The sequence below is a fragment of the Rhodococcus sp. HM1 genome (assembly GCF_023218075.1).
GTDB lineage: Bacteria > Actinomycetota > Actinomycetes > Mycobacteriales > Mycobacteriaceae > Rhodococcus.
The window spans coordinates 190,962-216,775 of record NZ_JALPTB010000002.1 but is presented as its reverse complement, the minus strand read 5'-3'; the positions used below and the strand labels follow the sequence as shown (position 1 = coordinate 216,775).

31 protein-coding genes are annotated in these 25,814 nt (G+C 68.6%); 13 read left to right on the top strand and 18 right to left on the bottom strand.

Features of this window, described 5'->3' with window-relative positions; all coding sequences use genetic code 11:
* The first annotated feature begins 22 nt into the window (after positions 1 to 22).
* Entirely contained in the window at positions 23 to 907 is an 885-nt protein-coding gene (gene purU / locus M1M07_RS02150; RefSeq protein ID WP_197256597.1) for a formyltetrahydrofolate deformylase, read from the top strand.
* A gap of 27 nt (positions 908 to 934) precedes the next feature.
* On the opposite strand, the gene M1M07_RS02145 is transcribed toward purU, so the two are convergent.
* The 7 genes from M1M07_RS02145 to M1M07_RS02115 all read right to left on the bottom strand — a co-directional run bounded on the left by M1M07_RS02145 (position 935) and on the right by M1M07_RS02115 (position 7,725).
* Positions 935 to 2,518 (bottom strand): molybdopterin-dependent oxidoreductase, encoded by a 1,584-nt coding sequence (locus M1M07_RS02145; RefSeq protein ID WP_248673167.1) that lies wholly within the window; start codon positions 2,516 to 2,518, stop codon positions 935 to 937.
* A gap of 62 nt (positions 2,519 to 2,580) precedes the next feature.
* The gene (locus tag M1M07_RS02140) at positions 2,581 to 3,627 is read right to left on the bottom strand and encodes an alpha/beta fold hydrolase (RefSeq protein WP_248673166.1); all 1,047 of its coding nucleotides are present in this window, start codon (positions 3,625 to 3,627) and stop codon (positions 2,581 to 2,583) included.
* A gap of 38 nt (positions 3,628 to 3,665) precedes the next feature.
* Complete coding sequence (locus tag M1M07_RS02135; protein WP_197256592.1) at positions 3,666 to 4,568, bottom strand: diiron oxygenase; 903 nt, start codon at positions 4,566 to 4,568, stop codon at positions 3,666 to 3,668.
* Between the two features lie 80 nt (positions 4,569 to 4,648).
* A complete protein-coding gene (locus tag M1M07_RS02130) occupies positions 4,649 to 4,939 on the bottom strand; it encodes a DUF2516 family protein (RefSeq protein ID WP_197256590.1) in 291 nt (96 codons plus the stop codon).
* A 127-nt stretch (positions 4,940 to 5,066) separates the two neighbouring features.
* Entirely contained in the window at positions 5,067 to 5,882 is an 816-nt protein-coding gene (locus M1M07_RS02125; RefSeq protein ID WP_197256588.1) for a heparin-binding hemagglutinin, read from the bottom strand.
* Between the two features lies 1 nt (position 5,883).
* The gene (locus M1M07_RS02120) at positions 5,884 to 6,393 is read right to left on the bottom strand and encodes a helix-turn-helix domain-containing protein (RefSeq protein WP_197256586.1); all 510 of its coding nucleotides are present in this window, start codon (positions 6,391 to 6,393) and stop codon (positions 5,884 to 5,886) included.
* 60 nt (positions 6,394 to 6,453) lie between these two features.
* Positions 6,454 to 7,725, bottom strand: a complete 1,272-nt coding sequence (locus tag M1M07_RS02115) for a DUF445 domain-containing protein (RefSeq protein WP_197256584.1) — start codon at positions 7,723 to 7,725, stop codon at positions 6,454 to 6,456.
* A 226-nt stretch (positions 7,726 to 7,951) separates the two neighbouring features.
* On the opposite strand from M1M07_RS02115, the gene M1M07_RS02110 reads away from it, so the two are divergent.
* The 3 genes from M1M07_RS02110 to M1M07_RS02100 are packed head-to-tail and all read left to right on the top strand — an operon-like array spanning position 7,952 to position 9,893.
* Positions 7,952 to 8,599, top strand: coding sequence for a TetR/AcrR family transcriptional regulator (locus tag M1M07_RS02110; protein WP_248673181.1), 648 nt, complete (start codon positions 7,952 to 7,954; stop codon positions 8,597 to 8,599).
* Positions 8,600 to 8,639: 40 nt separating this feature from the next.
* On the top strand, positions 8,640 to 8,999 hold the full coding sequence (locus M1M07_RS02105; protein ID WP_197256580.1) for a DUF4873 domain-containing protein: 360 nt from the start codon (positions 8,640 to 8,642) through the stop codon (positions 8,997 to 8,999).
* A gap of 30 nt (positions 9,000 to 9,029) precedes the next feature.
* Positions 9,030 to 9,893, top strand: a complete 864-nt coding sequence (locus tag M1M07_RS02100) for a polyphosphate kinase 2 family protein (protein WP_197256578.1) — start codon at positions 9,030 to 9,032, stop codon at positions 9,891 to 9,893.
* A 33-nt stretch (positions 9,894 to 9,926) separates the two neighbouring features.
* Here the strand turns inward: M1M07_RS02100 and M1M07_RS02095 are convergent, their stop codons facing one another.
* A complete protein-coding gene (locus M1M07_RS02095; protein WP_197256576.1) occupies positions 9,927 to 10,148 on the bottom strand; it encodes a hypothetical protein in 222 nt (73 codons plus the stop codon).
* 131 nt (positions 10,149 to 10,279) lie between these two features.
* Between M1M07_RS02095 and M1M07_RS02090 the strand changes: the two genes are divergently transcribed.
* Positions 10,280 to 10,834, top strand: coding sequence for a DUF6328 family protein (locus tag M1M07_RS02090; protein WP_197256574.1), 555 nt, complete (start codon positions 10,280 to 10,282; stop codon positions 10,832 to 10,834).
* A gap of 99 nt (positions 10,835 to 10,933) precedes the next feature.
* Here M1M07_RS02090 and M1M07_RS02085 read toward each other — a convergent pair whose 3' ends face one another.
* The gene (locus tag M1M07_RS02085; protein ID WP_197256572.1) at positions 10,934 to 11,800 is read right to left on the bottom strand and encodes an SDR family oxidoreductase; all 867 of its coding nucleotides are present in this window, start codon (positions 11,798 to 11,800) and stop codon (positions 10,934 to 10,936) included.
* A 74-nt stretch (positions 11,801 to 11,874) separates the two neighbouring features.
* Between M1M07_RS02085 and M1M07_RS02080 the strand changes: the two genes are divergently transcribed.
* Positions 11,875 to 12,873, top strand: coding sequence for an iron-containing redox enzyme family protein (locus M1M07_RS02080; protein ID WP_197256570.1), 999 nt, complete (start codon positions 11,875 to 11,877; stop codon positions 12,871 to 12,873).
* A gap of 38 nt (positions 12,874 to 12,911) precedes the next feature.
* On the opposite strand, the gene M1M07_RS02075 is transcribed toward M1M07_RS02080, so the two are convergent.
* Positions 12,912 to 13,292 (bottom strand): DUF5709 domain-containing protein, encoded by a 381-nt coding sequence (locus tag M1M07_RS02075; protein WP_197256568.1) that lies wholly within the window; start codon positions 13,290 to 13,292, stop codon positions 12,912 to 12,914.
* Between the two features lie 216 nt (positions 13,293 to 13,508).
* Here M1M07_RS02075 and M1M07_RS02070 point away from each other — a divergent pair, with 216 nt between their 5' ends.
* On the top strand, positions 13,509 to 13,664 hold the full coding sequence (locus tag M1M07_RS02070; protein WP_197256566.1) for a DUF6131 family protein: 156 nt from the start codon (positions 13,509 to 13,511) through the stop codon (positions 13,662 to 13,664).
* 6 nt (positions 13,665 to 13,670) lie between these two features.
* Here M1M07_RS02070 and M1M07_RS02065 read toward each other — a convergent pair whose 3' ends face one another.
* From M1M07_RS02065 to M1M07_RS02055, 3 genes are read right to left on the bottom strand one after another with little or no spacing between them, the layout of a single operon-like run.
* The gene (locus M1M07_RS02065; protein WP_197256655.1) at positions 13,671 to 13,826 is read right to left on the bottom strand and encodes a CDGSH iron-sulfur domain-containing protein; all 156 of its coding nucleotides are present in this window, start codon (positions 13,824 to 13,826) and stop codon (positions 13,671 to 13,673) included.
* A 46-nt stretch (positions 13,827 to 13,872) separates the two neighbouring features.
* The gene (locus M1M07_RS02060) at positions 13,873 to 14,535 is read right to left on the bottom strand and encodes a HemK2/MTQ2 family protein methyltransferase (protein WP_248673165.1); all 663 of its coding nucleotides are present in this window, start codon (positions 14,533 to 14,535) and stop codon (positions 13,873 to 13,875) included.
* Between the two features lie 35 nt (positions 14,536 to 14,570).
* Positions 14,571 to 14,837 (bottom strand): hypothetical protein, encoded by a 267-nt coding sequence (locus tag M1M07_RS02055; RefSeq protein WP_197256562.1) that lies wholly within the window; start codon positions 14,835 to 14,837, stop codon positions 14,571 to 14,573.
* Between the two features lie 80 nt (positions 14,838 to 14,917).
* Here M1M07_RS02055 and M1M07_RS02050 point away from each other — a divergent pair, with 80 nt between their 5' ends.
* From M1M07_RS02050 to M1M07_RS02035, 4 genes are all read left to right on the top strand, one after another.
* Entirely contained in the window at positions 14,918 to 15,769 is an 852-nt protein-coding gene (locus M1M07_RS02050) for an aldo/keto reductase (RefSeq protein ID WP_197256559.1), read from the top strand.
* Between the two features lie 42 nt (positions 15,770 to 15,811).
* The gene (lexA, locus tag M1M07_RS02045; RefSeq protein WP_248673164.1) at positions 15,812 to 16,471 is read left to right on the top strand and encodes a transcriptional repressor LexA; all 660 of its coding nucleotides are present in this window, start codon (positions 15,812 to 15,814) and stop codon (positions 16,469 to 16,471) included.
* Between the two features lie 80 nt (positions 16,472 to 16,551).
* On the top strand, positions 16,552 to 19,143 hold the full coding sequence (locus tag M1M07_RS32975; protein ID WP_248673163.1) for a multicopper oxidase domain-containing protein: 2,592 nt from the start codon (positions 16,552 to 16,554) through the stop codon (positions 19,141 to 19,143).
* A gap of 151 nt (positions 19,144 to 19,294) precedes the next feature.
* Positions 19,295 to 19,927 carry a DUF2231 domain-containing protein gene (locus M1M07_RS02035; protein ID WP_248673162.1) on the top strand — a complete coding sequence of 211 codons (633 nt, stop codon included), beginning with the start codon at positions 19,295 to 19,297 and terminating at the stop codon, positions 19,925 to 19,927.
* A 1-nt stretch (position 19,928) separates the two neighbouring features.
* Here the strand turns inward: M1M07_RS02035 and M1M07_RS02030 are convergent, their stop codons facing one another.
* Both M1M07_RS02030 and M1M07_RS02025 read right to left on the bottom strand, forming a co-directional pair.
* On the bottom strand, positions 19,929 to 21,110 hold the full coding sequence (locus tag M1M07_RS02030; RefSeq protein ID WP_248673161.1) for a zinc-dependent alcohol dehydrogenase: 1,182 nt from the start codon (positions 21,108 to 21,110) through the stop codon (positions 19,929 to 19,931).
* Positions 21,111 to 21,209: 99 nt separating this feature from the next.
* Entirely contained in the window at positions 21,210 to 22,214 is a 1,005-nt protein-coding gene (locus tag M1M07_RS02025; protein ID WP_248673160.1) for a DNA topoisomerase IB, read from the bottom strand.
* Positions 22,215 to 22,333: 119 nt separating this feature from the next.
* Here M1M07_RS02025 and M1M07_RS02020 point away from each other — a divergent pair, with 119 nt between their 5' ends.
* The gene (locus M1M07_RS02020) at positions 22,334 to 22,900 is read left to right on the top strand and encodes a type 1 glutamine amidotransferase domain-containing protein (RefSeq protein ID WP_248673159.1); all 567 of its coding nucleotides are present in this window, start codon (positions 22,334 to 22,336) and stop codon (positions 22,898 to 22,900) included.
* A 102-nt stretch (positions 22,901 to 23,002) separates the two neighbouring features.
* On the opposite strand, the gene M1M07_RS02015 is transcribed toward M1M07_RS02020, so the two are convergent.
* Positions 23,003 to 23,545 (bottom strand): Dps family protein, encoded by a 543-nt coding sequence (locus M1M07_RS02015; protein WP_197255143.1) that lies wholly within the window; start codon positions 23,543 to 23,545, stop codon positions 23,003 to 23,005.
* A gap of 278 nt (positions 23,546 to 23,823) precedes the next feature.
* Between M1M07_RS02015 and M1M07_RS02010 the strand changes: the two genes are divergently transcribed.
* Positions 23,824 to 25,239: a trehalose-6-phosphate synthase gene (locus M1M07_RS02010; RefSeq protein ID WP_308200756.1), complete on the top strand. Its 1,416-nt coding sequence runs from the start codon at positions 23,824 to 23,826 to the stop codon at positions 25,237 to 25,239.
* An 18-nt stretch (positions 25,240 to 25,257) separates the two neighbouring features.
* Here the strand turns inward: M1M07_RS02010 and M1M07_RS02005 are convergent, their stop codons facing one another.
* Positions 25,258 to 25,458, bottom strand: a complete 201-nt coding sequence (locus M1M07_RS02005) for a hypothetical protein (protein ID WP_197255141.1) — start codon at positions 25,456 to 25,458, stop codon at positions 25,258 to 25,260.
* An 83-nt stretch (positions 25,459 to 25,541) separates the two neighbouring features.
* A complete protein-coding gene (locus tag M1M07_RS02000) occupies positions 25,542 to 25,778 on the bottom strand; it encodes a CsbD family protein (RefSeq protein ID WP_197255139.1) in 237 nt (78 codons plus the stop codon).
* Between the last annotated feature and the right edge of the window lie 36 nt (positions 25,779 to 25,814).

The window sequence follows — 25,814 nt, the reverse complement described above, 5'->3', positions numbered from 1 at the left end:
CGCACCTGAGACAATCGGCGGCATGACCGCTGCTTCGACGGACGACCGCCGTTATGTTCTGACCCTCGGCTGCCCGGACACCACCGGCATCGTGGCCCGCATCGCCACCTTCCTCGCCGAGGTGGGCGGTTCCATCGTCGAAGCGGCCTACCACGCCGACCAGGACAGCGGCTGGTTCTTCACGCGGCAGGCGGTGCGCGCCTCGTCCATCCCGTTCGGGATCGACGAACTACGGGAGAAGTTCGCGGTCGTCGCCGAGCAGATCGGCCCGGACACCGAGTGGACGCTGTCGGACACCGGCGAGACCAAGCGCGTCGTGCTGCTGGTGAGCAAGGAAGCGCACTGCCTCCACGACATCCTCGGACGCGTGGCGGCCGGCGAACTCAAGGCCGAGATCTGCGCGGTCGTCGGGAACCACCCCGAACTCGAGACGGTCGCGAAGCGGCACGGCATCGACTACCACTACGTGTCGTTCCCCAAGGACCCGGCCGAGCGCGGACCGGCGTTCGAGCAGGTGCGCAAACTCGTCGACGTGCACGACCCGCACGCGGTGGTGCTGGCCCGGTTCATGCAGGTGCTGCCCTCCTCGCTGTGCGAGCACTGGGCCGGGCGGGCCATCAACATCCACCACAGCTTCCTGCCGTCGTTCATCGGTGCCCGCCCGTACCACCAGGCGTTCACGCGCGGCGTCAAGCTGATCGGGGCGACCTGCCACTATGTCACCGCCGAACTCGACGCGGGCCCGATCATCGAGCAGGACGTGATCCGCGTCGGCCACGGCGACACGGTCAGCGACATGGTGCGTCAGGGCCGGGACGTCGAGAAGCTGGTGCTGGCCCGCGGTCTGCGCTGGCATCTCGAGGACCGGGTGCTGGTGCACGGCCGCAAGACCGTGGTCTTCAACTGATCGGTCTTCGACCGACCGGGACCGCTCTCACGCGACGACCGTGACGGTGCGGCTGTGCAGCCCGGTCGCACCGTCCGGGACCGGCGGACGCCGTTGCTCGTCCTGGATTGCCCCGGTGCCGTCGACAGCCCGGACCTCGAGCGTGTGGTCGCCGGGGCTCGCGTCCCACACCCACCGCCATTGGCGCCAGGTGTCCACCGAGTACTCGGTGGCCGGTTCCGCCTCCTGCCAGGGACCGCCGTCGACGCGGACCTCGATCCGGTCGATCCCGCGGTGCTGCGCCCACGCGGTGCCGGCCACGACGACGGGCCCGGCCGTGAGCCGGGCGGATCGAGCCGGCACGTCGATCCGCGAGGCGGTGCGGATCGGGCCCTTCGCCGCCCAGCCGCGCCGCGTCCAGTAGGCCTCCGCGCGGTCGAACCGGGTCAGCTCCCAGTCGACAACCCACTTCGTCGCCGAGACGTAGCCGTAGAGCCCGGGCACCACCTGCCGCGCCGGGTAACCGTGCTGGAGAGGGAGCGGTTCGCCGTTCATCGCGACGGCCAGGAGCGCGTCACGACCGTCGCGCAGCACCTCGACGGGTGTTCCGACGGTGAACCCGTCGACGCTGGTGGACAGCAACATGTCGGCATCGGGGTGGACCCCGACACGGTCGAGGATGTCCGCGATCCGGTAGCCGGTCCAGCGGGCGTTGCCGGCGAGGTCACCGCCCACCTCGTTCGACACGCACGTCAGCGTCACCAGACGCTCGACCGTCTCGAACGCCGCGAGATCGTCCCAGGTGAGCGTCGTCTCCCGATCCACCATGCCGTGGATGCGCAGCCGCCAGTCCGCGGTGGTGAGGCGCGGCACCTGCAGGGCGGTGTCGATCCGGTAGAAGTCGCGGTTCGTCGTGACGAAGGCGGTGGCGCCGGGCACCGCGCGCGGTCCGGTCGTCAGGTCGGCGCCGGGCGGAATCGCCGGTGCCGCGTCCGCGGCGAGGGGCACCCGGAACCGGTCGCGGTCCTCGAGCACCACCGCCAGCCGATCCGCGAGATACCGGCCGACGGCACCGGCCACGACCGCGACCGCGACACCCGCGCCCAGGACCACCAGGAAGCGCCGGCGGTCCGGGTTCGGCGACGCCGGATCCTCCCCTCCCCGCGGCGTCCACAGCGCCCGGATCGCGAACTGCAGGAACAGCATTCCCACGACGACGGCGATCACCGTCGGGATCGCAGCGGTCGCGGTCGCTTCGGGCCGGTGCAGCGCCGCGTACACCCCGACCGCTCCGAGCGCCGCGAGCAGCGCTCCGCCGTAGGGGCGCCGCGGCCGTTCGATCAGCCCGGCGACGACCGCACATACCGCGAGCAGCACCGACATGCCGACGAACAGCGCCGGCTTGTCGGCGGTGCCGAACGTACCGATCGCGAATTCGCGGGCCCAGGCGGGTGCCCGATCGACGGTCGTGCCGCCGACCGCGAAGAACGGGGACGCGTCCGGATCGGTCGCTGCGGCCAGCAGCTCACCGACCCCGAGGACGAGGAGGACCGCGACAACGCCGGTCGCCGCCCGCGAGAGCACCCCCGGCGAGCCGGTGCTCGGTGGTCGGGTGCTCGGCGGTGCGGCCATGGCGATCCTCCGGTGGGTCACCGAGGGTTCGGACCCGCAGCCCCGTCGGATGGGCCGGCGGTTCAGCCGCGGACGAGGCGGCCGGCGCGTTCGAACAGATGCTGCAGTTCGGAGTTGAACACGTCGATCGCCTCGACCGAGCTCATGTGCCCGATGCCGTCGACGACGACGAGATGCTCGAGGTGGCCGGCATCGTCGAGTTCTGCGGCGAGTCGATGCGCGTGGCTCGGCGGGGTGAGCCGGTCGGCGGTGCCCACGAGGACGGTCGTCGGGACGGTGAGGTTCGCCAGCCCGTGGTGGACGTCGAGGGCGCTGAGCGCGACACCCCAGCCACCGCGGGTGCGGGGCGGGCAGCCGAGCACGATCTTCTCGCAGAACGCGACCGCGGCGGGGGTCGCGGTCGGTGACAGAGCGACGTACTTGAGTGCGCGGGTCGTGACCGGAGACGCGACGAGCGGCACGGTGGCACCCATCAACCGGCGTGCGACGGGCACCGGCACGCGGGGGGCGCGCTGCGGCAGCGGCACGATCGTCGACGCCGCGACCAGATTGTCCATGCCGGTACTCGCGAGCAGGACGCCCGAGACCCGGTCGCGCACCTGCTCGGGATGCCGTTCCGCCCACGCCATGATGCTGATACCGCCCATGCTGTGACCGGCGAGCACCGCCGTGCGGCCGGCCGGGACGGTCGCGGCGAGCACCGCGGCGAGGTCGTCCGCGAGCACGTCGGGCCCGAAGACGCGGCTGCCGACGTCGCTGCGCCCGTGTCCCCGCTGGTCGTAGACGACAACGCGGTACTTCTCGGCGAACGCGTTGATCTGCGGTGTCCAGAATTCGGTGGAGCAGGTCCAGCCGTGGCTAAGCACGAGGACGTCGGCGTCGGGATCGCCGTAGGCGCGGACGTGCAGGCGCGCACCGTCGTCCGTGACGACCTCGACCTCGTCGTGCAGGACCTGCGGTTCCGCCAGCAGGGCTTCGCTGGGATCCCCGACCGCCACGACGCTCCGGGCTGCCGCGTTCCTGCGGCGGGCAGCCACGGCTCCGAGCGCGGCACCGGTGGTGACGAGTCCGGCGACCGCGAGCGCGGTCCGACGTGAAGGCTTCTTCACCTGTGTTCTTCTCCGATCTGGTCCGGCGGTACTTCTGGTCAGAGGATGTGCGCGCGGCGCAGCAGCGCGGTCGAGGGGCCGCCGATCAGCCCCACCCCGTCGAGGAATTCGACGGTGCGGCGCGAGGCGTTGCGGATCCGGTCGTGGTAGTGGGCATTGCTCCGGGCCGCGGCCCTGGCCTCGTCGACGTCCAGGCCCGCCGCCGCGTAGACGCGCGGGTTCACCAGGTTCGTGACGATGAAATACGCGGAGACTCCGAGGTGCATCCTGATCCAGGCCCGTTCGGCGCGGGACGCGTCGCGCATCCGGCGGGCCGTCTCCTCGCGGGCGTAGCGGATGTGCCGGGATTCCTCGATCACGTGGATCCGGCTCACGGTTCGCGTGATGGGCTGGACGCGCTCGTCGCGCATGAAGTCGCGCTGCATCGCGTCGAGGATCTCCTCGGCGAACAGTGCCCCGCCGAAGGCGAGTGCGCCGCCGGCCACGGCCTTGAAGGCGCGTCCGGATTCGCGGACCCAGCGCGGCGGCCGGTACGAGGGGATGCCGAAATGCTGCGCGGATCGGGCGAACATCGTCGAGTGCCGGCATTCGTCGGCGATCTCGGTGAGGCCGAACTGCACGTAGGGTGTCGCGGGGTCGTGCCGGTAGAGATCCCGGACGAGCATCTGCATGAGGATCATCTCGAACCAGATCCCGGTGCCCGCGATGCTGGCGGCTTCGTGCCGGGTCAGGATGAGGCGCTGGTCCTCGGTCATGCGGTCCCACAGCTCGGTGCCGTAGAGACTGGACCATTCGGGACTCATGCCGTACTTGTCCGGCGGGATCGGAGCGTCCCAGTCGATCTCGATCCCGGGATCGAAGGACGAGCGTGAAGCGGATTCGAGCAGCCGCGCGGCGGTGTCCTGCCGGTCACCGGTGCGGAAGGGTCGGGTGAGCGTCACGGCGATCACCTCGTCTCGGAAATTTAGCCGTAACTCCGAGTGTCACTATCTTGCCGTCCGGTGTCAAGGGACGGCAGGGGTCACCAGCGCGGGCGCTGCACCTCTTCCACGCGCGGCCGTACGTCCACCAGGTACACGCACACCGCGACGACCCCGACGATGCCCAGCATCCCGATGGCCCCGAACAGGAACAGCACGACCAGCGCCACGGCGAGGATCCCGACCCACACCGGCTTGGTGAGCTTGTCGACGGCGGGGAATGCTTCCGCCGGCTGACGCACCGCGTGGACGAGCGCGAACACCGCCCCTGCGATCGCGAGGATCTGCAGAGCGAAGAGGATCAGACCGGCGAGAGAATCGACATTCGGCACGCCTCCATCCTACGAGCATCGGCTCCCGTGCACTGGGCACGGGAGCCGATGCTCTGTGTTCTCACGGGAGCCGATGCTCCGTGTTCTACAGGAGATGTTCCGCGTTCTACCGGAGAGAAGCCTTAGATCAGGCGCCGGTGGTCTTGCGCGGGGCCGCCTTCTTGGCCGGGGCCTTCGCCGCGGTCTTGGCGGGCGCCTTGGCCGCGGTGGCCTTGGCGGCAGGCTTCGCCGGAGCAGCCTTCTCCGTCACGGACTTGGCCGCCTCGTCCACCTCCACAGCGGCGGCCTCGACGCGGTCGGCAGCCTCGTCGGCAACCTCTTCGGCCTGGTCCGCGATCTCGAGAACCCGCAGCGCAGCCTCGTCGCCGGCGTCGGCGATGGCGTCGCCGACCTCCGAGGCGGTCTCGGAGATGCGGCCGGCAGCGAGACCGGCGAGCTTCGCGGCCCGCTCACCGACGGCGCGGGTCTGACGGGCGACGGTGCCGAGGGCGTCCTCGGTCAGGTCGACGGCGTCACCGAACGCAGCCTCGGCGCGCTCGAGGCCCTCTTCGACCGCGGGCTGCTTGCGGAGGCGCTCGACGGTCTCCTCGCCACGTTCCGCGAGCGAGGTGTACAGGTCGGACGCGACCTTCAGGTACGCCTCGGCGACCTTGCGCAGCTCCTCGGGGCTGAACTTCTCGCGCAGTTCCGCGAGTTCCTCGGGCAGCTCGGACGGCAGCCCCGCGAGACGCTCGCGCAGCGATTCGACGGTCTCGGTCAGGTCGCCGGGCAGGGCGAGAAGCTTCTCGCGGGCGCTGTCCACGCGCTCGTTGACGTCGGCCCGGTTGGTTTCGGCGCGCTCACGCACCTGAGCGACGACGTCTGCGACGGCCTGGACGACGGCGTCGCCCGCGCCGACTGCGGCGTAGAGGGAATTGCGGATGGAGACATTGGGATCGGTCATGTCATTTCTCCTGTTCATGGGGGTCGGTCTCGTACCGGTCGGCGGTCCCGGACTTCGCGTCCGGCGCCGGCCCGGGCGGGGCGGACTCGTTCTCGCGACAGAACGAGTCGTAGATGTCGAGCAGGACCTGCTTCTGCCGCTCGGTGAGAGCGGAATCGGCAAGCAGCGCGTCACGTACCGCGCTCTGCGGGCGCTGCTCGAGAATCCCGGCCCGCACGTAGAGAACCTCCGCGGACAACCGGAGGCCCTTCGCGATCTGCCCGAGCACCTCCGCGGAGGGCTTGCGGAGCCCACGTTCGATCTGACTGAGATAGGGATTGCTGACGCCGGCGAGCTGCGACAACTGCCGCAACGACACCTGCGCCGCCTCGCGCTGGGCGCGGATGAACCCGCCGATGTCCTGTGCTGCGGAGTTGACGACTCGCGACGCGAGATCGCTCGGTCCGCCGGTTCCGGATCCCTCACCGTCCGGGCTCTCGACCGGCGCGGTGTCCCCTTCGTTCGTGGGCATGACTTCAGCATACGAGCAGGTGCTAGCTACAGCAAGCACTCTGCTAGCAAGTGAGGGACCTCACGAGAACAGCAGCTGGGACACGGTGTAGATGGCCAGACCCGCGAGCGACCCGACGACCGTGCCGTTGATGCGGATGAACTGCAGATCCCGTCCGACGGCCAGCTCGATCTTGCGGCTCGCCTCGTCGGCGTCCCAGCGCTCGACGGTTTCCCGGATCACCGCGGTGATCTCGTCGGCGTAGTTCGCGGCGATGTAGCGGGCACCGTCGAGCAGCCAGCCGTCGACCTTGCCGCGCAGTTCGTCGTCGTCGCGTAGCCGCGCCCCGAGGTGCATGACGTTCTCGGCGACCTTCGTGCGCAGGGTGCTGTTCGGATCGTCGACGGATTCGAGGATCATGCGCTTGGCGGTCCGCCACGTGGCGGCCGCGAGCTGGGTCACCTCGTCCCGTCCCATGATCTCCGCCTTGACGCGTTCGGCCTTGGCGATCGTGGCCGGATCGGTCTGCAGGTCGCGCGCGTAGTCGGCGAGGAACTTGTTGGCGGCGAGCCGGACCTCGTGGGTCGGGTTGGACCGGACCTTCCAGGTGAATTCGACGAGTTCGCGGTGGATCTTCTCGCCGAGCAGCATGTCGACGAACTTCGGCGACCACGACGGCGAGTCCCGCGAGATGATCCGGTCGATGGTCTCCTGGCTGCCCAGCGCCCATTGGTGGGCCCGTTCGGCGAGCATGTCGATCAGCGGCAGGTGACGCTCCTCGGCGATGAGCTCGGTCAGCACCCGGCCGATCGGCGGCCCCCACTCGGGCTCGGCGATGCGCTTGACGATCGTGTGGTCGATGACCTGCTGGATGTCCTCCTCACGCAGCACCGTCACGATGCCGCGCAGCACCGTCGACGTCTCCTGCGCGACCCGCTGCGCGTTCGCGGGCTGGGCCATCCAGCCCCCGAGCCGCAGCGGGATCTGCGCAGACTCGATCTTCGCGGACACGACGTCCGGAGCCAGGAAGTTGGTGCCCACGAACGAACTCAGGCTCGCCCCGAGCTGGTCCTTCTTCTTCTTGATGATCGCGGTGTGGGGCACCGGGACACCGAGGGGATGCCGGAACAGGGCCGTCACGGCGAACCAGTCGGCGAGGGCACCGACCATGCCCGCTTCCGAGGCCGCTCGCACGTAACCGACCCACTCGCCGGCACCCCGGGTTTCCTGCCAGCGGCAGAACAGATACACCACCGTGGCGAACACCAGGAATCCGGTGGCCACCACCTTCATCCGGCGGAGATCAGCGCGCTTGGCGGCATCGTCGTTGGTGAGAAGTTGCACCTTCGCCATTGTGCCGAAACCGGACGGACACCCGCGGGACGTGCCGCGACACGAAGCGGCTCGCCGTAGACTGAGCCGACGATCGAAACCGAACGGATGTGCCAACCCAGTGCCCAGCAAAAGCGCGCCCTCGCCGACCACGACCCCGGAATCACCAGCGTCCACAGCATCCCCAGCGCCGCAACCGGCGCCCGCCAAGCAGGACGGACGCAAACGCCGGTGGCACGAGCACAAGATCGCGCGGCGCGAGGAGCTCGTCGACGGCACGATCGCCGCGATCCGGGTACGCGGCCACGACATCGGGATGGACGAGATCGCCGCGGAGATCGGCGTCTCCAAGACGGTTCTGTACCGCTACTTCACGGACAAGAACGATCTGACGACCGCAACGATGATGCGGTACGTCGAGCGGATCCTGGCGCCGAGGATCTACGCGGCCGTCGGCGAGGATCTCGACGAGTACGAACTGACCCGGGTTGCGATCGCCGCGTACGTCGAGACCGTTGCCTCCGACCCGGAGGTCTACCTGTACGTGATGAGCAACAGCTCGTCGGCGAGCCGCGATGTCGTGGCCGATTCCGAGCGGATGATCGCCGAGCTGGTGGCGACCGTCCTCGGTGAGCGCCTGCGGTTGCTGGAGATGGATTCGGGGGGATCGGTGCCGTGGGCCTACGGAATCGTCGGCGGAATCCAGCTCGCGACGCACTGGTGGATCTCGAACAAGTCGATGACCGCGGAAGATCTCATCGACTACCTGACGATGATGACGTGGGGCGGCTTGACCGGCATCGCATCGGCGGCCGGCTCGCCCGTCAGGTTCAAGTCCCAGCCGCATCCGCTCCGGCGCGACGACCGGGAGGAAAGCGACGAAGTCGCGGAGTGACCATTTTCACGTAACTTCGGGTTACGTGTAAAATCGGGTCATGTCCGAGGGATTCCGAGGCCGCGCGGAGGTCGCCGTCGCCGGCAGGCAGGTCGTCGTCGACGTCGAACTCGCCGACTGGTTCGATCCGATCAGTGGTCGGCACCGCTGGCGCGGCCGGCTGCGCGACCTGGCGTCCGCGTTCGCTCCGGACGCTCCGCCGTCCACCGGCACCGAGCTGACGCTGACGCTTCTCGACCCGGACCACGCTGCCACCGCGACCGCCCGCGTGACCGACATCGATCTGTGGGGCAGCCACATGATCGACGGCATTTCGCCGCCGCCCTATCCGGTCGGACCCGACGAACTCGATCTGCCGGACGACGACACCTTCGGCGACACTCACCCCGAACACCGCTGACGACGGCCGGCGTGTGGCACGCTTCGTGCCATGTCGAAGGACGCCGAGAACAGCCCGTGGACGATTCCTGCCACCGAGGCACTGCGGGCCGGCCCGCATACCCGCGTCGCCGAAATCGACGCGGACGCCACCCCGGGGTTCGAGGGCGACAAGGAACTCGGCACACGCCTTCTCGAGGAACGCGGCGCGTACCTGTCGGACCTGCAGGAGAAGCTGTTCGCGAACGGCCGCTCGGGTGACCGGCGATCGGTACTGCTGGTGCTGCAGGGCATGGACACCGCCGGCAAGGGCGGAATGGTGCGCCACGTCATCGGGCACGTCGACCCGCAGGGGGTCGACCACGCCTCGTTCGGGGTCCCCACGCCGGAGGAGAAGCAGCACCACTACCTGTGGCGGATCCACAAGGCACTGCCCCGCGCCGGGCAGATCGGCGTGTTCGACCGCTCGCACTACGAGGACGTGCTCGTCGTGCGCGTGCACAATCTGGTCCCGGAGAAGGTCTGGAGCACCCGATACGACGAGATCAACCAGTTCGAACGGGAAATCGTCGACAGTGGGACCACGATCGTGAAGGTCGCCATGTTCGTCTCGCTCGACGAACAGAAGAAGCGCCTGGCCGAGCGCCTCGAGCGCCCGGACAAGCACTGGAAGTACAACCCGTCGGACGTCACCGAACGCGCCTTGTGGCCCGAGTATCAGGAGGCGTACCAGGCGATGCTCGACAAGACCAACACCGATTACGCGCCGTGGTATGTCATCCCGTCCAACCGCAAGTGGTTCAGCCGCATCGCGGTCGGCGAACTCCTGATCGACGCGCTCGAACGCCTCGATCTGGACTGGCCCGCAGCACAGTTCGACGTCGAACTCGAAAAACAGCGCCTGGCGCAGTCCTGAGGGCTGCGCCAGGCCGATCGGGTCGGCTCCGGGTCAGAACAACTTGGGCGTTACCCGGTGCACCTTGTGGTCGTGATGGATCGTGCCTCCGATCATCGCCATCGCGATTCCGGCAACGACGAGGGTGCTGATCCCGGCGACGATTGCCGGTCCGGTGTGGCCGTATCCCGCCGCAAGCAGGAACAGGGCGAGGCATGCGATCGCAAGCAACCCGAGGGTGTATCCCGCCCAGGCGACGAAGAGGTTGAGTTTCATACGACACTCCTTCCGCAAGGACGAATACCTGGTCCGGTGCTGCCGACGGTACCCCACGGTGATCCGCGTCACAAGGTTGCGAAACGCGCACATCGCCCCTGCTGAGCCGGGCAGCATGGCAGTTTTGACTGATGACGCGTTCCAACCCGTTCGAGGACGAGGACGAGCCACCCGAGACCACGTACTCGCGCCGCTACGAGAGCGACGCCCAACAACTCGACCGGAACTGGTCCAGCCTGCTGCAGGAACTGCGTGTCGTCCAGACCGGCGTGCAACTGCTCACCGGCTTCCTCCTGACCCTGCCGTTCCAGAACGCCTTCAGCGCCCTGTCGAGGAACGAGAAGGGCATCTATCTGATCACCGTCCTCGCCTCGATTGCGGCGACCATCCTCCTCGTCGCGCCGGTCAGCATGCATCGGCTCCTCTTCCGGCGTAGGCAACTGGACCGGCTGGTGCTCACCGCGCACAGGTTCGCACTCGCCGGGCTGCTCCTGCTCGGGGTGTCGATGACCGGGGTCGCCATGCTCGTGGTCGGGCTCGTGATCAACTCGACCGCGGCGACCGTCGCCGGAGTGTGCACCGCCGCGCTGTTCATCGCGATCTGGATCCTCTACCCGTGGCGCTTCCGCCGTCGCGCCAGGCGGCACCCCGACCCGAAGCAGAGCGAGGAGCACCGGAACGAGTAGCGGGATGCACCGACCGCACCGCGGGCGGCATCGATCGACCGCACCGCGGTCAGCATCGATCGACCGCACCGCGGTCAGCATCGATCGACCGCACCGCGGTCAGCCGGGTAGCGTCTCGCCCCCGATCGGCGCCAGCACCTCACCGCTGTAGTACGACGACATCGTGTTCGACGCGAAGAACACGTAGGACGGTGCGATCTCGTCGGGTTGCGCCGCGCGCCCGTACGGCGCCTGCTTGCCGAAGTCCGCGACCTTCTCCTCGTCCATGGTGGCGGGGATCAGCGGAGTCCACACCGGCCCCGGAGCGACGCAGTTCACGCGGATTCCTCTGTCCTGCAACGCCTGTGCGAGCGAATAGGTCAGCGCCAGCACAGCCCCCTTGGTGGCTGCGTAGTCGATGAGGGACTTGTTGCCGCGCAGCCCGTTGATCGAGGAGGTGTTGATGATCGACGATCCGGACGGCAGGTGGTCGAGCGCGGCCTTCGTGACGTGATAGAAGCTGTCGATGTTCACCGCGAACGTGCGGCGCCACTGCGCTTCGTCGAGATCGGCGAAGTCGTCGACCGGCTCCTGGTAGGCCACGTTGTTCACCAGGATCTGCAGGCCACCGAGTCGAGCGGCCGCCTCGGACACCACCTCCCGGCAGTGCGCCGGATCGGCGAGATCGCCCCGGAACAGGTGGCAGTCGCACCCTTCCCGCCGCACCAGCTCCGCGGTGTGCTCGGCGTCCCGGTCCTCCTCGAGGTACGCGATGGCGATGTCCGCGCCTTCCTTGGCGAACGCGACCGCGACCGCGCGGCCGATCCCCGAGTCCCCGCCGGTGATCAGCGCCTTGCGCCCTTCGAGCAGTCCGCGACCGCGGTATCCGCGCATCTCGTCCCTGGGCTCGTCGGCCATGTCCGCGGTTTCGCCGGGATAGTCGATCGTGTGCGGAGGATGTACATGTTCCTGGTCATCGCTGCTCATGACCGGCGGATACCCGCCGCTGCCCGGTTCACACCCGACGGTTTCCTTCCGCCCCGCTCCGGGTATCCGCGACCATGCGTTCTCCAGCTGCCGCCCCGCTGCCGCGGCCGCGCGGGCCGATTTCCGATGCGGTCGTCACCCGGCTCACCGGGACACCGGACGAGTCACCGTGGCCGCATCCACCCGCCGACGTGGACCCGTACGGCGACGACGTGCAATTGGCGCTGACGGTGCTCTACGAACTGCACTACCGGGGATTCCCCGAGGTCGATCCCGGTTGGGAGTGGGCGCCGGGTCCGCTCGGTGTGCGCGCCGCGCTCGAACGGTCGTTCCTGGACCGGCTGCGCGCCGATGTCCCGGGAGGTACGGATGTCGACGCAACCTTCGACGCGGTGTGCCGCGAGCCCCGCGACGCCTGGAGCGTGTCCCACCACCTGGCCGAGCAGGGCACGTGGTCGCAGCTGCGGGAGTACTTCGTGCACCGGTCCATCTACCAGCTCAAGGAAGCCGATCCGCAGGCCTGGGCCATTCCGCGCCTCACCGGCCGGGCCAAGGCGACGCTGGTGGCCGTCGAATTCGACGAGTACGGCGCGGGGCACCACGACCGTGTGCACGCGCAGTTGTTCGCCGATCTGATGGTCGCGGCCGGATTGGACGACACCTATCTGGGATATCTCGACCGCGTGCCGGCGCTCACCCTGGCACCGGTGAACTTCATGTCGATGTGTGCCCTGCATCGCTCCCGCATCGGCATGCTCGTCGGCCAGTTCGCGGCCGCCGAGATGACGACAGGTCCGAGTGCGCGCCGGATGGTGCAGGCACTCGAACGCCTGGATGCCGCCCCGGAATGCGTCCGGTTCTACACCGAGCACGTCGAGGCGGATGCGGTGCACGAGCTGGTGTTACGACACGACGTCGTCGGGGACCTGCTCGACCGCGATCCGGATGCGGCCGGTGATGTGGTCTTCGGGGCGGAAGCCATCGAGTTCCTCGAGGGCCGGCTCGGCAGCCATCTGCTCGACCGGTGGTCCCGCGACGAGTCATCGCTGCTCGAACCGGTCGAGGCTACCTGAGACCCGTTCGGCCCCTTAGCCGTTCAGCGCCTCTCCGTTCAGCCTCTCTCGAGGTCGTCCTCGTCGACGACGTGCACGGCCGCTTCCTCGGCTCCGGCTCCCCCACCGTCGATTCCGACGTCCTCGGCGACGAGTTCGGCTTCGGTGTCCTCGCCCGTCCCCTCGTCCGGCGCGACGAGCCGGCCCGCGCGGGCGGTGTCGGCACCGCCCGAGCCCGTATCGGGTTCCTCTTCCGCGAGGCGGGATTCGAGGTCGTCGTGCGGTTCGAGACCGACGGGGCGCTCGGGCGGTGAGATCCCTTCGTCCAGAACGTCGTCGACACCGCGATCGACGAGGGTGTCCTCGGGCTGCAACTGATCTTCGTCGTCGACGCTGTACTCACCGGGGACGCTCGCCCCGGGGTTCTCCGAAGTAGGCATGCTTCGACCATGCCACCGTTCGCCCGGTTGCGCCATGTTCGCGTATTGCACTGCCTGTGGATTGCGATGCGGGAACAGATATCCGATGTGGTCGGGCGGCATCCGGGTGACCGTCGACGAGTCGGTACTCGACGGTTTGAATTGCCGGGATCGGGGTATTCTCCCCCATCGTCCGAGCCGATTCGAGCACGGGCACCGACAGCAAGGTAGACGATCATGATCATCCTCGGCCTGATCCTTCTGGTGGTCGGATTCCTGACCGGGATCTCGATCCTGTGGACGCTCGGTATCATCCTCCTCGTGGTGGGCGTCATTCTGGCATTGCTCGGCGCCACCGGACGGGCCGTCGGCGGCCGCAGGCACTGGTACTGACTCTTCTCACCGCCGGGGCGCGCGAGCGCTCCGGCGGTGACTGGTGTCGCACAACGGATAGATGCCGCTGCGATGGCAGCGGCACACCGCGACCACGAACCGATCGGACGTCACCTCGGTGCCGTCCTCACCCACGATCCGCACCGGTCCCTCGACGAGCATGGGACCGCCCGGCACCAGCCGGACGGTCCGCACATCCACCCGCGTGTCATCCCGTGTGTTCCGGTCGGTCGGCACGGATCACCACCACTTCCTCGGTCTCGATTTCGGTCTCGTTCTCGACTGTGAGAACGGAAGCGTCTGCCGCAGAATCGTTTCGAAGCTGCTTCAGATATTCGGTTCGACTTCGCATCACGGGGCCGAACGGTATGCGCTCCCGCGCGACCACGGTGGCCTTCGCGCCCCCGGCGCGCAGCATCTCCAAGGTGGTGTCCACGCCGGTGAACTCCGAGTGCACGACGAGCGCGAATCCTCCGGGCCTCAACAGCTTCGGGATCTCCCGGCACAGCGGGTCGACGACGGAACGCCCGTTCGGGCCGGCATCCCAGCGCGGATCGTAGGCTCCACCGGGCGCCGGCACGTAGGGCGGATTCGAGACGATCACGTCGAACGGCGCGAGCCTGTGCGCAACGCCGAGGCCCCCGCGAAGCACCCGGATGGGCAGTCGCCGCGACCACGCGTTGAGCCGAGCGGTGAACACCGCGCGGGGCGCGATGTCCAGTGCCGTCACCGATTCGGCACCCGCTCGCGCCGCCGTGACCGCCAGGATTCCGGTGCCGGTACAGAAGTCGAGGACCTTTGCACCCGGCGGCGGGCCGGCGGAACCGTAGGCTTGCGCCAGCAGCCACGAATCCTCTTGCGGCCGATACACTCCCGGCATTCTCCACAACATGTCGGGTCGCACCACTACAGCACTCCGGGTTCGTGGGTGGACGTGCCACCGGATCCGCCGAGCCGACGACTTCGGAAGTTGAGCACGATCATCACTGCCCCCACGACGATCAGGGCGACGGCAACGATCGTTCCGACAGCCGTCCAGCCTTCGAAACCGCCACCGGCGGCCGTCAGGACCAGAGCTATCGCGGCGACGCCTGCCAGGACGCACACATACCCGGCCCATCCTGCGAACCGGCTTCCCGTCGTGGAGCGACCGCGATTCGTTGTATTCGCCATGCGGGCGGTTACCCGGCCGCACGGACAACGAAACCGGGCATCCGGGGAACAAGATTCCGGGTCCGGTCGTTGGTCCGGGCATGACTGTTGCGAACCCGGTACCGAATGTGACTCTCGACGACGGAAACTCGATCCCGCAGATCGGGTTCGGGGTGTGGCAGGTGCCCGACGACGAGTGCTTCACCGCGGTCACCAGCGCTCTGACCATCGGATATCGCAGTATCGACACGGCTGCGATCTACGGGAACGAGGTCGGTACCGGCCGGGCGATCGCGGCGGCGGGAGTACCGCGCGACGAACTGTTCGTCACCACCAAGCTGTGGAACAGCGCGGACGGTCCGTGGACCCGGGACCGCGTGTTCACCGAGTTCGACGCGTCCCTCGACCGTTTGGGGCTGGACTATGTGGACCTGTATCTGATCCACTGGCCGCGGCCGATGCGTGAGGACTATCGAACGATCTGGCAGGCGTTCACCGAGTTGAAGGCCGACGGTCGTGCCCGGTCGATCGGTGTGTCCAACTTCCAGCCGGAGCAGTTGCGAACGATCATCGCGGACACCGGCGTGGTGCCGGTGATCAATCAGATCGAGGTACATCCGGATTTCGCGCAGACCGAACTGCGGCGGGTGCACGACGAACTCGGCATCGTCACCGAGGCGTGGTCGCCGCTCGGCCAGGGCCGTGGCCTGCTCGACGATCCCACCCTCGCGCGGATCGCGCTCGAGCACGACCGCTCGCCCGCGCAGGTGGTGCTCCGGTGGCATCTGCAGATCGGCAACGTGGCGATCCCGAAGTCGGTGACCCCGCACCGGATCCGGCAGAACCTGGACGTGTTCGACTTCGAACTCGATGCGGCCGAGCTCGACGCGATCTCGGCACTCGACACCGGGAACCGGCTCGGCGGCGATCCCGCCACCTTCGACGTGGGGTGACGGCCCGAGGGTCGATTCGTTCGCGCGACTACGATTCGCCGGGTGACCGATTACGACGATTTCGACATGTTCGGCGGCCTCGACGCCTCGACCCTGCCGCTGCGGCAGCAGCAGATCCTGGCGGTGATCCGGGACTGGGCAGCGGCCAACGGGTGCGCGCCGAGCACCCGGCAGATCGGGGACGCGGTGGGCCTGCGGTCGACGTCGTCGGTGTCCAAGCATCTGCGCAGTCTCGAGGACAAGGGGTTCCTGCGGCGGGGTTCGGCGGTGGCGCGTCAGCTGGACGTGCGCCCGTTCCTCGCCGCGTCGGCGCCGGCCGGGTCCGATCGGACGGTCCCGGTGCCGGTCGTCGGCGACATCGCGGCCGGCGTGCCGATCCTCGCCGAGCAGCACGCCGACGACGTGCTGGCGCTGCCGCGGGAGCTGGTCGGTTCCGGCACCGTGTTCGGGTTGCGGGTGCGCGGCGATTCCATGGTCGACGCGGCGATCTGCGACGGCGACGTCGTGGTGGTGCGGCAGCAGAGCGAGGCACATTCCGGCGAGATCGTCGCCGCGATGATCGACGGCGAGGCCACCGTCAAGGTGCTGCGCCGGCGGAACGGGCACGTGCAGCTCGAACCGCGGAATCCGGCGTATCCGGTCCTCGACGGAGATCGGGCCGTCGTGCTGGGCAAGGTGGTGTCGGTGATGCGCAGGATCTGAGCTGCCCGCCCGCGCGGACGCCGGGTGAGTTCTACGACAAGACGTAGTAAAAGGGTCCGGATCGGCCCTACCATCGGCCTGTGACCACCACTCACCCGGTGAAACGACCCAAGAGTTGGCACCAGCGCGCAGGTAAGCCCGTGCGCATCTGGCTCGCCCTGCTGATCGTCGCGGGTCTGACGCACCCGTTCCTGCCCGAATCGCGGTGGCTGCTGGTCCACCTGTTCACCCTCGGCGCCGTCACCAACTCGATCGTGGTGTGGTCGCAGACCCTCGCCGAGCGTTTCCTCGGCTATCACCTCCCCGAGAGCGCCCGCGGCCCGCAGCTCGTGAAGATCTACCTGCTCAACGCGGGCATCGTCGTCACCGTCGCCGGTGTCCTCACAGGGTGGTTCCCGGCCACGCTCGTCGGTGCGGTCCTCGTGGGTGCGATGCTCGCGTGGCATGCCATCTCGCTTCTGCTGCTGATCCGGCAGGCGCAGCGAGTACGGGCCCTGGACGGTGAGGAACCCGCCCTGCACGCCCAGAGCGTGTGGTTCCTCGTCGCATCGTCGGCGTTGCTGCCGGTCGGTGCCGGATTCGGTGCCGCCCTCGCCTACGGGCAGACCGACAGCACCCAGGCCGGGTTCCTGCTCGCCCACCAGGCGATGAACCTGCTCGGCTTCCTCGGCCTGGCCGCCGCCGGAGTGCTTACGGTGATGTACCCGAACCTGATCGGCATGGACGCCACCGGGGCGCGGCGACGACCCGTCGCACTCGTGGTCCTGCTCGCCGGTATCGCCGTGCTCCTCGTCGGCGCCCTGACCGCGCATCCGCTCGTCGCCGCGGCAGGCTGCGCGCTCTACCTCGCCGGATGGGTCGTCGTCGCCGGTCCGCTGCTGCGCGGAGCCGTGTCGCACCCTCCCACCGGGTTCGCGGCCGCCTCGATCACCGCGGCGATGCTGTGGCTGCTCGGGTCGCTGCTGAGCCTGACGATCGTGCTCGCGACCGGTCCCATGACCCCGGACCGCGCCACCCTGATGACCGTCCCGTTCCTGGCGGGTTTCGCGGCACAGTTGCTGTTCGGGGTGATGAGCCACCTGCTGCCCACACTGATGGGTGGCGGGCCGGCTGTCGTCGGCGCCGGCGTCGACAAGATGAACCGCTGGTGGGTGTGGCGGCTCGTCGTCGTCAACGTCGGGTTGCTGCTGTTCCTGCTGCCGCTCGCGAGCTGGATGCGGGTGGGCGTGTCCGCGATCGTCATGCTCGCGTTCGTGCTGTTCCTGCCCATCATGGTCACCAGCGCCAAAGCCTCGATGGCGGGACGCCGCGCCGTGATGTCGGGCAAGGCTCCGGCCGAGTACACACCCGCACCGCAGCACCGCGGGTTGCAGGCCACCGCGGCCCTCGCATGCCTCGCGCTCGTCGCCGCCGTCACGTCGGGGATCGGCGGCGCCGGTCTCGGATCCGCGGACGTCTCCGCTGGCGTGACCCCGACCGGCAACACCACCGAAGTGCAGGTCCAGATGGTGGGGATGCGCTTCGTCCCCGACCGCATCTCGGTGCCGGCCGGCGACCGGCTGGTCCTCACCGTCACCAATTCCGACGATCAGGTCCACGACCTGGTGCTGTCCTCCGGCCACGACAGCGGCCGGATCGGGTCGGGGCAGACCGCGACCGTGGAGGTCGGGGTCGTGGGCACCGACATCGACGGGTGGTGTTCGATCGTCGGGCACCGGCAGCAGGGGATGGTCCTGACCATCACCGCGGACGGCGCCTCGGGCGGCGGTGCAGGCGTGCACGATCACGGCTCGGGCGGTGCCCCGGCCGTCGATCTCGCGATCGCCCCGGGCGACGACTTCGTCGCCCGCGATCCGGTGCTCGCGCCGGCACCGGGCGGCACGACCCACCGCTACACGTTCGAGGTCACCGAGGTTCCCGGCGACTACGCGGTCGGTGCGCCCCAGACCATGTGGACCTACAACGGGCGGCCGATGGGCCCGACGCTGCGAGGACGGCTGGGCGACGTCTTCGAGATCACGCTGGTCAACAACGGGGCCATGGGGCACTCCATCGATTTCCACGCCGGAACGGTCGGGCCGGACGAGCCGATGCGCACCATCGAGCCCGGCGAGCAACTCGTCTACCGGTTCCGTGCCGAGCACACCGGAATCTGGTTGTACCACTGCGCAACCGCGCCGATGGCCGTGCACATCGCCGCCGGCATGTTCGGCGCGGTCGTGATCGACCCGCCGAGCCTCGCGCCGGTCGACGCCGAGTATCTCGTGGTGCAGTCGGACGTGTATCTCGGCGACGGCGAGGTCGACGCGGACAAGGTCACCGCGGCGACGCCGGATCTGGTGGTGTTCAACGGTTTCGCGGACCAGTACGTGCACCGGCCGCTGCACGCGAAGGTCGGCGACCGGATCCGCATCTGGGTGCTCGACGCCGGTCCGGCCGAGAACATCTCTTTCCACGTCGTCGGAAGCCAGTTCGACACCGTGTACAAGGAGGGCGCGTATCTGTTGCGTCCGGGCGACCCCGATCGCGGCGGGGCCCAGGTGCTCGATCTGGCCGTCGCGCAGGGTGGATTCGTCGAAATGGAGTTCCTCGAACCCGGTACCTACACCTTCCTCAACCACCGGATGTTCGACGCCGAACGCGGCGCGAAGGGCAAGATCGTCGTCGAGTGACGGTTCCGCCACCGGCAGTTGCTCGTCACCGCAAATGCTCACGGATTCGGAATCTGCCCACTCCACACAGCGTGGGCGGATTCGAACCCGGCGCGTGGATCGGTGGCGGGCCGGCCGTTTTCCCGCAGGGCCACCGGGGTACGCGTCGAGCATGTCGAACATCCCCACACAGACTCCCCACCCATCCCCGCCGCTCGCCCGGCTGCTCGAGAGCACCGAATCGGCGTCCTGGCTCGACCGTCCCGCCACGGTGGTCCGCGCCCTGGTGAGGCCGGTCGCCGACGGCCCCGCCGGAGGTGTGCTGCGCGGTGAGTTCCTCGGCCATCCGCTGCATCCCGCACTGGTGGCGGTCCCGATCGGCGCGTGGTCCTCGGCTGCGGTCTTCGATCTGGTCTTCCGCAAGCCGGACGCGGCCCGGCGACTTCTCGGAATCGGTCTGGCCGCGACCCCTCCGACCCTGCTCACGGGGTGGTCGGACTGGTCCCGCGGCACCACGATCCAGCGGCGGGTCGGGCTGATCCACGCACTGACGAACGCCACGGGCATCGCGCTGACGGTCGCATCCTTCCGACGGCGGCGGTGCGCCCCGGAATCCTCGACGTCGTCGGTGGCGCTGAGCCTCGCGGGCCTGGGGATGATCGGTGTCGGCGGCGTCCTCGGCGGTCACCTGGCGTACGCACTCGGAATGGGCGTCTCCCCTCGCGCACACACCCACGACACCGACGCGACCGGCCCCGCCTACGACCCCGTCCTCGCCGAACCGGTCACGCCCGCGGATCGGTGAATCAGGGCTCCAGCTGGATCTTCACGGCACCGTCCACCTTGCGCTGGAAGATGTCGTACGCGTGCGGCGCCTCGGACAGCGGGAGCCGATGCGTGGCGAAGGTGTCGACGCCGAGCGGGTCGTCGTCGGTGAGCAGCGGCAGGATCTCCGGCACCCAGCGATTCACGTTGGCTTGCCCCATGCGCAGCGTGATCTGCTTGTCGAACAGGGTCAGCATCGGCATCGGGTCGGTCGCGCCGCCGTACACACCGCTGAGCGAGATGGTTCCGCCGCGCCGCACCACGTCGATCGCGCTGTAGAGCGCGGCGAGCCGGTCGACGCCGGCCTTCTGCATCAGCGGTTCGGCGACCGCCGACGGCAACAGCCCCGCCGCGGCCTGGGCGAACTTCGCGACCGGGCTGCCGTGTGCCTCCATGCCCACCGCGTCGATCACCGAGTCGGTGCCGCGCCCGTCCGTGAGATCACGGATCCGGTCGCCGAGCTCCCCGTCGGTCCCGTTCAGGTCGATCGTCTCGATTCCCCGCGCCTGGGCTCGGGCCAGCCGCTCCGGCACGAGGTCGACGCCGATCACGCGGGCACCGTGGTGGTGCGCGATCCGAGCGGCCATGTCGCCGATCGGTCCGAGGCCGAGGACCGTGACCGTGCCGCCCTCGGGAATGTCGGCGTATTCGACGGCCTGCCAGGCGGTCGGCAGCACGTCGGACAGGTACACGAACCGGGAATCGTCCGGACCGTCGGGGACCTTGATGTGCGTGGACTGCGCGTGCGGGACCCGCAGATACTCCGCCTGCCCTCCCGGAAGGCTGCCGTACAGCTTGGAGTATCCGAACAGCGCTGCACCACTGCCGTATTCACGTACCTGGGTGGTCTCGCACTGCGAGAACAAGCCGTGCCCGCACATGAAGCAACCACCGCACGACACCTGGAACGGGATCACCACCCGGTCACCGGCCTTCAGGTTCGTCACCTCGCTGCCGACTTCCTCGACGATGCCCATCGGTTCGTGTCCGAGGATGTCGCCCGGCGACATGAACGCCCCGAGCACCTCGTACAGGTGCAGATCCGAGCCGCAGATGTTGGTGGTGGTGACGCGGATGACGGCGTCGGTCGGCTCCTCGATCCGCGGGTCCGGCACCGTGTCGACCTCGACCTTGCGCTTGCCCTGCCACGTCACGGCCTTCATCGTTGCGTCCTTCCTCTCGCGTCCCCCGAACCGGATCTCCCCTGCCCCGGTTACCGCCGGGGGTTGCCGTTCAAACGCCGCGCACCGACAGCGCGGGCGTCACGATCGACGGAGCAGCCGGATCACCGCGCGTTCGACGATCTCACGGGCCTCGTCGTCGGACTTGCTGCGGGCGGCTCGCCGCAACGCGGCCCGTACGGTGCGGCCCTGTTCGTAGGCCGCAACGACTCGCGAATCGACGTACGAGGCGCGCGCCACCGCCGGCGTGTTGCCGAGTTCTTCCGCGACCCGGCGCATCACCTCGGCCTCGGCGTGGACCAGGACGCGGTCGCCGGCCGGGGGCTCCTGCTCGGCGAAGGCGGCGGCGGCCAGCACGGTCGCGTTCCAGGTGCGCAGGTCCTTGGCGCTGCAGTCGTCGCCGGCGAGTTCCTTGAACCGTGCGTTGATGTCGTCGGCGTGCAGTTCGCGCACGGTCTTTCCCTCGCGGTAGGTCAGCAGCCGGCCGCTCTCGCTCGGGACACGACGCAGCGCCCGCACCGCGGTCGCGAGATCCGGGTCGTCGACGGCGACGACCCGCCGGATCCCGCCCTTCGCGGGATAGTCGAAGGTGAGAACGTCGCCGCTGATCCGGACGTGACTGCGCAGCAGGGTCGCGACGCCACGGGTGCCGTTCTCCTCCGCGTACTCCTCCCCGCCGACGCGGAACACGGCCCGGTCCAGCAGGCGCAGCGCCACGGCCTCGGCGCGGCGACGCCCGGCTCCGCGGCGCACGAGATCGTCCTGCACCTGCTGTCGCCACTGCGGCAATCGGGACGCCATCGCCAGCACGCGATCGTGTTTCTCCTCGTCGCGTTCGGCGCGCCACTGCTCGTGGTACAGGTACTGGCGGCGACCGGCGATGTCGGTGCCGTACGCCTGGATGTGACCGTTCTCGTGGGGGCAGATCCAGACCTGCTTCCACGCGGGCGGGATCACGAGGGCCTCGATGCGTGCACGGACCGTCGCCGTCACCGCGGCGCCGTCGACGCCGATGTAGGCGAATCCACGTCCGCGCCGCACTCTCCGGATACCGGGCGTGCTGGTCACGCTCCGCCGCAAGATCATCCGTCCCTCCACCGGCACTGTCGCATTCGGGGGAATATCCCGAATCGACCGGGCCTACACAGCGTGTTTGTTCTCGTGCTCGCGGGTACCCGGGGCGGACGACGAAAGGACGGTGAACCATGAATTCTTCGGAAACGGGCCCGCTGGCATCGCGACAGGTCGCCATCCTGGCCACCGACGGCGTGGAGGAGGCCGAACTCGTCGAGCCCCGGCGTGCCGTCGAACGCGCCGGCGCCGAGACGAAGCTGCTCTCGCTGTCCGCCGGGGAGATCCAGGCGATGAACTCCGACGTGCATCCGGCCGGCAAGTATCGCGTCGACCAGGCGGTGGCCGACGCCTCCGTCGACGATTTCGATGCCCTGCTCCTGCCGGGTGGAACGACGAACCCCGATCACCTGCGGCAGGACTCCGCCGCGGTGGCATTCGTCCGGGACTTCGTCTCGTCGGGACGTCCGGTGGGCGTCATCTGTCACGGGCCGTGGACACTTGTGGAGGCGGACGTGGTGCGAGGCCGCACCCTCACGTCGTATCCGAGTGTGCGCACAGACATTCGGAACGCCGGAGGCACGGTGGTGGACAAGGAAGTGGTCGTAGACCGGAATCTCGTGTCCAGCCGCAACCCCCGCGATCTGCCCGCGTTCTGCGACGCCATCGTCGACGTGTTCTCACGAGTGACGCAGAGCTGACACCCGCACACCGCACGCTACACACGAAAGGTCGGCCGCACACGGATATCCGTGTGCGGCCGACCTTTCGACGAAATCTGTGGTGCCGACGGAAGTGACGCGCTAGGAGCGGGCCTTGTCGGCAGCCTTCTGCTCGGTGGTGGCACCGCTGCTGACGAGCGCTCCGGCCGCGTTCTCGAGATGCGCGCGCACGAACCACTGGAACTTCTCGAGCTGACCGGTCTGCCCGATCAGCAGGTCCTCGGTGATGGGATCGAGTTCTCCCACTTCGGATATCGCCTTGCGGTTGTCCGCGATCAATCCGTCGTACACCAGATCGAGGGCGGCGAGGTGCGCCTGCGCGCTGTCCCGCCCCACCGAATAGTCGTCCCAGGTACGATTCTTCACGATCGCTCCGGGCGTGCCCTGCGGCGACGCACCCAGCGCCGCAATACGTTCGGCGGCATCGTCGGCGTAGCCGCGCACGAGCTCGACCTGCGGGTCGATCATCTCGTGTACCCCGATGAAATTCGGGCCCACCACGTTCCAGTGAATGTGCTTGAGAGTCAGGTGCAGATCGTTGTAGGCGCTCAGCCGTTCCTGGAGGATCTCCGCCACGCGTCCGCCGTCCTTCTCGCTCAGACCCGGAACTGTGAACTTACCCATGCGTTCTCCTCTCTCCAGCGATGTCCCTCCGGCGTGCGGAATCGGCATCGCGGTACCGGTCGATGTACGACATCTACCCGGCCGGTTCCAATGCTAAACACAGACAGCGGTTCCGGGGATCCGAAACGGTGACCTGATACACTCTCGCCACCGGAGCGGAAGTACGGACCGCAGTTCCGTTGAAGACTTTCGGGGACGAATCCCGAAAGCCCAGGCACCGCTACGTTTCCGCGGACCGCCGCCGCTGCCGAAATTGTGCGAAATAGGGGCTGAAAATCGTGACGAATACGACCTCCTCGGATTTCCTGGTAGTGGCCAATCGGCTGCCCGTCGACCTCGAACCCGATCCGGACGGAGGTCCGGGAACCTGGCATCGCAGCCCCGGAGGCCTCGTCACCGCGCTCGAACCGATCCTGCGGCAGACCAACGGCGCGTGGGTGGGCTGGCCGGGAACCCCCGATGTCGACCTCGAGCCCTTCGTCGAGGACGGGTTGACCCTGCATCCGGTTCGGCTCACCGAGACCGAGGTCGCCGAATACTACGAAGGTTTCTCCAACACGTCCCTGTGGCCGCTCTACCACGACGCCGTGGTCACGCCCACCTTCGACCGCAGCTGGTGGAAGACGTACGTGCAGGTCAACGAGCGGTTCGCCCGAGCGGCCGCGCAGGCGGCGGCGCCCGGGGCCACGGTCTGGGTGCACGACTACCAGCTCCAGCTCGTACCGCGCATGCTCAGGGAGATGCGCCCCGACCTGACGATCGGTTTCTTTCTGCACATCCCGTTCCCGCCCCCGGAACTGTTCCTCCAGCTACCGTGGCGCAGGGAGATCATCGAGGGTCTGCTCGGAGCCGATCTCGTCGGCTTCCATCTCCCCGGCGGTGCCGACAACTTCCGCTTCCTGACCCGGCGGCTGCTCTCCGCGCCCGCTCCCCGCCCCGGCTCGGCCGGCGCGGTCGAAGTCGGCGACCGCCTCGTGCGGGTCGGGGCGTATCCCATCTCGATCGACTCCGCCCACATCGACGAGCAGTCACGCTCCGCATCGACCCAATTGCGGGCCAAGCAGATTCGTGTCGAACTCGGCGACCCCGACACGGTCCTGCTCGGCGTCGACAGACTCGACTACACGAAGGGCATCGACATCCGGCTCGAAGCGCTCCGCGAACTCCTCGAGGAGGGCACCCTCGATCCGGAGAAGATCGTCATGGTCCAGCTCGCCACGCCGAGCCGTGAACGGCTCACCGCCTATGCGCAGCTCCGCGACGACGTGGAACGACAGGTCGGGAACATCAACGGCAAGTTCGGCCGGCTGGGCCGGCCCGTCGTGCACTACCTGCACCGGCCCGTCGATCGCGACGAGCTGATCGCGATGTACGCGTGTACCGACACCATGCTCGTCACACCCCTGCGCGACGGCATGAATCTCGTCGCGAAGGAGTACGTCGCCTGCCACGGCGACGGCAGCGGTGCCCTCGTGCTCAGCGAGTTCGCCGGGGCAGCGTGGGAGCTGCGACGCGCCCATCTGGTGAACCCGCACGACCTGGACGCGGTCAAGCGCGCGATCGTCGCCGCCGTGACGGAGGAACCCGCCGTCAAGGCACGACGGATGCGCTCGATGCACACCCAGGTGATGAAGCACGATGTCGACCGGTGGGCGCGCACTTTCCTCGACGATCTGCGCGCCGCCCGTTCCTGACCATCCGGTCCCGGTCGGTCACGTGCTGGGTTCGGGCAGGCGGCAGTCCTCGATCCTCGGATTGACACCGAAATAGTTCAGCGGGCCCGCGAGCACCGTCACGACCACCGTCGCGACACCCGCGCAATTCTGCTCGGTTCCGCTGAAGTAGCCACGCTGCCCGGCCGCGATCGCACCCACGACCAGCCAGATCAGCACCACGAGCGTGACGATCCGCACGTTTGCGACACCTCCTGTGACGACGGGGGCGGCCGGGTCCCGCAGGACTCCGGCCGCCCCCGGACGACATCTTGCTGTGAGCGTTACTGCTGGGCGCGCTGCCTGGCCTCGTCCGCTTCGGCTTTCGCCCTGGCCTTCTCCGCCTCCGCTTCCTTGCGGGCGACCTCGCGCTGATCCTCCGCCTTGTCCTGCTGGGCGCGGCCCTCGCGGGTCAGATCGTCCTGGCCGGTGACGGCACCGACGGCCTCCTTGGCCTTACCCTTGACGTCCTCGACGACGCCCTTGACGGCCTCGCTGGGGCCGCTCTTCTCGTCTGCCATGCGAATCCTCCTGTCGGAACTCTTCACTGACGCACA